At 60.3% G+C, this 6,000-nt stretch carries 6 protein-coding genes; all 6 read right to left on the bottom strand.

Going from position 1 to position 6,000, the window contains the following annotated elements; translation table 11 throughout:
- Positions 1 to 79: 79 nt before the first annotated feature.
- Positions 80 to 487 carry a response regulator gene (locus AC07XZ_RS13585; protein ID WP_085747025.1) on the bottom strand — a complete coding sequence of 136 codons (408 nt, stop codon included), beginning with the start codon at positions 485 to 487 and terminating at the stop codon, positions 80 to 82.
- A 118-nt stretch (positions 488 to 605) separates the two neighbouring features.
- A complete protein-coding gene (locus tag AC07XZ_RS13590) occupies positions 606 to 1,976 on the bottom strand; it encodes a transporter substrate-binding domain-containing protein (RefSeq protein ID WP_102688612.1) in 1,371 nt (456 codons plus the stop codon).
- A gap of 119 nt (positions 1,977 to 2,095) precedes the next feature.
- A complete protein-coding gene (thrC, locus tag AC07XZ_RS13595) occupies positions 2,096 to 3,505 on the bottom strand; it encodes a threonine synthase (protein ID WP_085747023.1) in 1,410 nt (469 codons plus the stop codon).
- 109 nt (positions 3,506 to 3,614) lie between these two features.
- Positions 3,615 to 4,919, bottom strand: a complete 1,305-nt coding sequence (locus AC07XZ_RS13600) for a homoserine dehydrogenase (RefSeq protein ID WP_018926703.1) — start codon at positions 4,917 to 4,919, stop codon at positions 3,615 to 3,617.
- 131 nt (positions 4,920 to 5,050) lie between these two features.
- Entirely contained in the window at positions 5,051 to 5,782 is a 732-nt protein-coding gene (gene dsbC / locus AC07XZ_RS13605; RefSeq protein ID WP_007954633.1) for a bifunctional protein-disulfide isomerase/oxidoreductase DsbC, read from the bottom strand.
- Between the two features lie 143 nt (positions 5,783 to 5,925).
- A partial coding sequence (locus tag AC07XZ_RS13610; RefSeq protein ID WP_256590599.1) for a hypothetical protein occupies positions 5,926 to 6,000 on the bottom strand: 75 nt, incomplete at its 5' end.

The raw sequence follows: 6,000 nt of genomic DNA on the forward strand, positions 1-6,000 counted from the left end.
TTGTCACCGGCCTCTCCCGGAGCGTCACCGGCCTATCGGAGCATGCATGGTGAAGATGACAGAAAAATAACCGTGGGGGTCAAGCGTCGACGGAATGCCTGGGGATGGTCATGTAGGTGTCCAGCAGTGCCCTCATCAATACCGCCGAAACGGGAGTGTGCAGGCGGCCCAGCAATATGATCCGGTGCTCGCCCAGCAAGGTTTCCAGATCGTCCAGCAGGGTGGGTGCCACAGCCCCCAGCAGAATCAGTGCACGTGCTTCCTGCCGGTCGGCCATATGCCGGATCAGCGCCAGCCCGTCACCGTTCTGCAATTGTGGATTGCACAGGGTGATGTCGACGGCTCCGCGACGTTCCAGTGAGCGCTTTGCCGAGCCCAGCGACGGTGCGGTCAGAACATCGTAGATACCAATGGCGTTGAGCATCTGGTGCAACGCCATCAGCTGGAACGGATTGGGTTCTAGAATCAGGATCTTGAGCGAGCGCATGGGACGACCTCTGGAGCGACAATCGCGGATTCACGCCGCAGTGGCCTGTCACTCTAGGGCAGTGGTCCTAAGCCTCCCATCAGAAAAGGAATCGCTGCTTATAGGACTTTTCCCATCTTTAATGCAGACATCGACACCCGCTCTCCTTCCGCCGCTCGGTGATGTCCGTCCAGCCCCCGAGCAGGCCTCGCAGTTTTCCATCGACACTATAAAACGGCACCGTCCATTGATAGATCTGACGGGGGCCGCTCTTGAACATCAGTTGCCGCTTGCTGAAGCGTGTTTTACGCGTACCCAGCTGCGCCATGAATTCGTCGTGCAGCATCAATGCCGTGGCCTGTGGAAGTGCATCGAACTCGAACAGCATCCGGCCCTGCACCTGCTCCTGCCGGACCGACAGCGCATCTTCGTAACTGCGGTTGCACATGATCAACCGACCCTGCAGATCGCGCACGAACACGGGGTCGGGCATCGCATCGATCAATGCATGTTGAAAGGCCAGTTGATCACCCAGATTCTTTTCGGCTGCCCGTCGCTGCTTCACTTCTGCCGCCAGTCGACGGTTCCACATCAAAGGCAATAGCCCGAACACGCCAAGCCCGCCCATCGCCCAGCAACCCCACTTGATCAGGAGCGAGCCGATCGAGGGTGTCGGCGCAGGAGAGACGCCATCCAGCCACTTCAGGCGCATGGAACGAAGCTCCGCCGCGGAGAAGGCGCCCAATGCCTTGTTGAGGATGCTCACCAGCTCGGGCAAGCCTTTGCGTACTGCCAGATGGTCGGCCTCCCACTTGCCCTCCACGAGACCACCGACCTTGAGCAGGCCGGAGGGAAACAGCTGAGCGCCGATCTCGTTTTCGATGGTGGCATAGGCCTCGCCACTTTCCACCAGCGCCCGAGCCTCGGCATAGGTCTTGACCGAACGAATCGGGATCGATGGGTAGTCGCGTCGAATGCCGTCCTCCAGCGCATGCCGGGCCGGCAGCACCAGGACTCGCTTGGACAGCATATCGAGCGACCGTATTGCCGGTTCGCCTGAATGACCGACGAACACCCACCCTGCACCGCCGAACGCGTGACTGAAGTCCAGAAATGCCTTGCGCTCCTCGTTCATTGCCAACGTCGTGCTGATGTCGGCCACGCCACTCTGGAGCCGTTCCAGCATGTGGTCGGTGGAAAACGATTCCTGATGAACGAACTGCAATCCGGTCATGGCGCTGATGTGCTTGAGCACATCGTTGTTCAGGCCGCTCCATTGGCCATGTTCGTCCTGAAACAGATACAACGGGTATTGCACAGAGGCGACGGTCACACGAGGGTTATCTCGAATCCACTGACGCTCATGCTCATCCAGCTCGATGGGCTGAATAGCCTCCACCGTGTCGGGGTGTCTCGCCAGATGGGCGGCTTCGACCCACTGTGACAACCCGAAGCTCCCCGATAAAAACAACCAGCACAGGGCTGGTTTCAATCCTGAAAAAAACCGCATTGCCACATCCTTCGTCATCGACTCGCCCGTCCTTCGTGGGCGAAACGCGCGCAGTGTGGCATGCAAAAACAAGAAAGCCCGTCAGGAGACGGGCTTCAAAATGTGACAGCTTTGCGGTCTTAAAGAGGCTTGCCGCGGTTGCCATGCTGGCTGACAAAGGCTTGTACGGCTTTGAGCTCGTTCGCCAGCACAGTGCAGCGCTCTTCTCTCTCAAACAAATCAGAAAGATGTGCAGGCAGTTCGAGAGCTTTTCCTACACCGGCTTTCTCCACCGCGTCCGGGAACTTGACCGGATGCGCCGTGCCCAGAATCACCATCGGGATGTCCAGGCTGCGACGACATTCACGAGCGGCCTTCACGCCGATGGCCGTGTGCGGATCCAGCACTTCCCCGGTCTGCTCGTAGACTTCGGCGATGGTTTCGCAGGTTTGCGCATCGTCCACAGCCAGCGAGTCGAACAGTTTGCGTGCCTCGGTCCAGCGTTCCTGTTCGACGCTGAAGCCGCCGCCCTGCCTGAACGAATCCATCAGCCCGGCAATCGCTGCGCCGTTGCGACCGTGCAGGTCGAACAGCAGGCGTTCGAAGTTCGACGAGACCATGATGTCCATCGACGGCGACAGCGTCGCGTGCAGGGTTTCCTTGACGTACTGGTTGCCGCTCATGAAGCGGTGCAGGATGTCGTTGCGGTTGGTGGCGACGATCAACTGGTTGATCGGCAGGCCCATGTTGCGCGCCAGGTAACCGGCGAAGATGTCGCCGAAGTTGCCGGTCGGCACCGAGAACGACACCGAACGCGCCGGGCCGCCCAATTGCAGCGCTGCGTGGAAGTAGTAAACGATCTGGGCCATGATCCGCGCCCAGTTGATCGAGTTGACTGCCACCAGACGGGTGCCCTTGAGGAAGCTCTGGTCGGCGAAGCTGGCCTTGACCATTTCCTGGCAGTCATCGAAGTTGCCTTCGATGGCGATGTTGTGGATGTTCTCACCGAGAATGGTGGTCATCTGCCGACGCTGCACTTCGGACACACGGTTGTGCGGGTGCAGGATGAAGATGTCGACGTTTTCGCAGTGCTTGCAGCCTTCGATGGCGGCCGAACCGGTGTCACCGGAGGTGGCGCCGACGATGACCACGCGCTCGCCGCGCTTTTCCAGCACGTAGTCGAGCAAACGACCGAGCAGTTGCAGGGCGAAGTCCTTGAACGCCAGGGTCGGGCCGTGGAACAGCTCCAGCACCCATTCGTTGCCGTTCAGCTGACGCAGCGGCGCAACGGCGTTGTGGGCGAACACACCGTAGGTTTCTTCAAGAATCTTTTTGAAATCGGCGTCCGGAATGCTGCCGGTGACGAACGGGCGCATGACGCGGAAAGCCAGCTCGTGATACGGCAGGCCGGCCCAGGAAGCGATTTCTTCCTGGGTGAAACGTGGCAGGTTTTCCGGGACGTACAAACCGCCGTCGGTTGCAAGACCGGCCAGCAGGACGTCTTCGAAATTCAGGGCCGGTGCCTGGCCGCGGGTACTGATGTAACGCATAGGGGCAAACCTTCGGTTTGAGCCTCAAGCTACGAGTTACAAGCTTCAAGTAAAAGCCGGACTGCTTTTCTCTTGCTGCTTGCAGCTCGAAGCTTGCAGCTGTTTCTGTTTAGTTCAAGTGCTCGACGCGGATCCGCACAACCGGACCGACCACGCCCGCCAGCGCTTCGAGGGCGGCGATCGCATCGTTGATGTGCTGCTCCAGCACGCGGTGGGTCAGCAGGATCATCGGCACCAGGCCGTCGTGTTCCTCGACTTCCTTCTGCATGATCGACTCGATGTTGATGCCGCGCTCCGAGAGGATGCTCGCCACCTGAGCGAGTACACCCGGATGGTCCTTGGCCTGGATGCGCAGGTAGTAGGCGCTTTCGCAGGCTTCGATCGGCAGGATCGGATGGGCCGACAGCGAGTCCGGCTGGAAGGCCAGGTGCGGCACGCGGTTTTCCGGGTCGGAGGTCATGGCGCGAACCACGTCCACCAGATCCGCGATCACCGACGAAGCAGTCGGCTCCATGCCGGCGCCGGCGCCGTAGAACAGGGTCGAACCGGCAGCGTCACCGTTGACCATCACCGCGTTCATCACGCCGTTGACGTTGGCGATCAGACGATCGGCCGGGATCAGCGTCGGGTGTACGCGCAGCTCGATGCCGGCGGCGGTGCTGCGTGCCACGCCCAGGTGCTTGATGCGGTAGCCCAGCGCTTCGGCGTAGTTCACGTCGGCGGTGGTCAGCTTGGTGATGCCTTCGGTGTAAGCCTTGTCGAACTGCAGCGGAATACCGAACGCGATCGATGCCAGGATCGTCAGCTTGTGCGCGGCGTCGATGCCCTCGACGTCGAAGGTCGGGTCGGCTTCGGCGTAGCCCAGCGCTTGCGCCTCGGCCAGCACGTCTTCGAAGGTGCGACCCTTCTCGCGCATTTCGGTGAGGATGAAGTTGCCGGTGCCGTTGATGATCCCGGCGACCCAGTTGATACGGTTGGCGGACAGGCCTTCACGGATCGCCTTGATCACCGGAATGCCGCCGGCGACCGCCGCTTCGAATGCCACGATCACGCCTTTCTCGCGTGCCTTGGCGAAAATTTCATTACCGTGAACGGCAATCAGAGCCTTGTTCGCGGTGACCACATGCTTGCCATTCTCGATGGCCTTGAGTACCAGCTCGCGGGCAACGGTATAGCCGCCCATCAGCTCTATGACGATGTCGATCTCAGGGTTCGTGGCCACTTCGAAGACATCGTTGGTAATCGCAATACCGGTCGTCTGGAACTGAGGCTTTGGCGTGCGCATGGCAATTTGTGCCACTTCGATTCCACGCCCGGCACGACGAGCAATTTCCTCGGCGTTGCGCTGAAGTACGTTGAAGGTTCCGCCACCGACGGTCCCTAACCCACAGATGCCTACTTTGACCGGTTTCACTGTGAACTCCCCATAAAACGGCCGACACGAGGCCGGCCGTGAAAACAACCGCAGGTTCGCGGCTCTCTGTTGATGGCCCGGCAATCCTGCCGCCGGACCACGCTCGTCACACCAGGGCGTGACGATGCGAATTACTTCGCGCCCAGCGCCAGTTTGGCGACTTGTGGCGCAGGCTGGTAGCCCGGAATGACTTGTCCGTCAGCCAAAACGATGGCCGGCGTACCGTTCACACCGATCGACTGGCCTAGGGCGAACTGTTTGGAAACCGGGTTCTCGCACTTGGCGGCCTTGATTTCCTTGCCATCGACCATTTTGTCCATGGCGGCTTTCTTGTCTTTCGAGCACCACACGGCTTGCAGTTGCTCGTCACCCGGCGAGCCTAGGCCCTGGCGCGGGAACGCCACGTAACGCACTTCGATGCCGCGCTTGTTCAGCTCAGGCACTTCGGCGTGCAGCTTGTGGCAATACGGGCACGTGGTGTCGGTGAAAACGGTGATGTGCGACTTGGTTTCGCCCACGGCCGGGTAAACCACGGTCTCGGCCACCGGAATCGCATTGATCAGTTTGGAAATGCCCAGGCGCTCGGTCTTCTCGGTCAGGTTGACCGGTTTGCCGTCCTTGAGCTGGAACATGTAGCCCTGAACGATGTACTGGCCGTCGGCGCTGGCGTAAAGCACGCGGCTGCCCTTGAGCTTGACTTCGTACAAGCCCGGCAGCGGGCTGGCGGTGATGGTGTCCACCGGCACGTCGAGCTGGAGGTTTTCCAGGCTTTGGCGAATCGCTTTATCGGCCGCGTCATCGGCGACGGCAAAGGTGCTGACCAACGCAATGGCTGCGGCGGCGAAAATCTGGGTCAGACGCATGAGAACTCCTGAAGGCGGACAAATGGAACGATCAGAACGCCCGTGCCGGAACACCGGGTCATAACCGCCCATCGTGCAAACCGGCAAAGCCTACCACATAAGGCTCCCGTGGCCGAATGCGCCTGTCGCAAGACAAATGGCGCTCAGCCGCGCGGGTGATGTTTGGCATGCAGATCCTGCAAACGTGCCCGGGCGACGTGAGTGTAGATCTGCGTGGT

Source organism: Pseudomonas sp. GW458-11-26-14-LB4, from assembly GCF_059423925.1.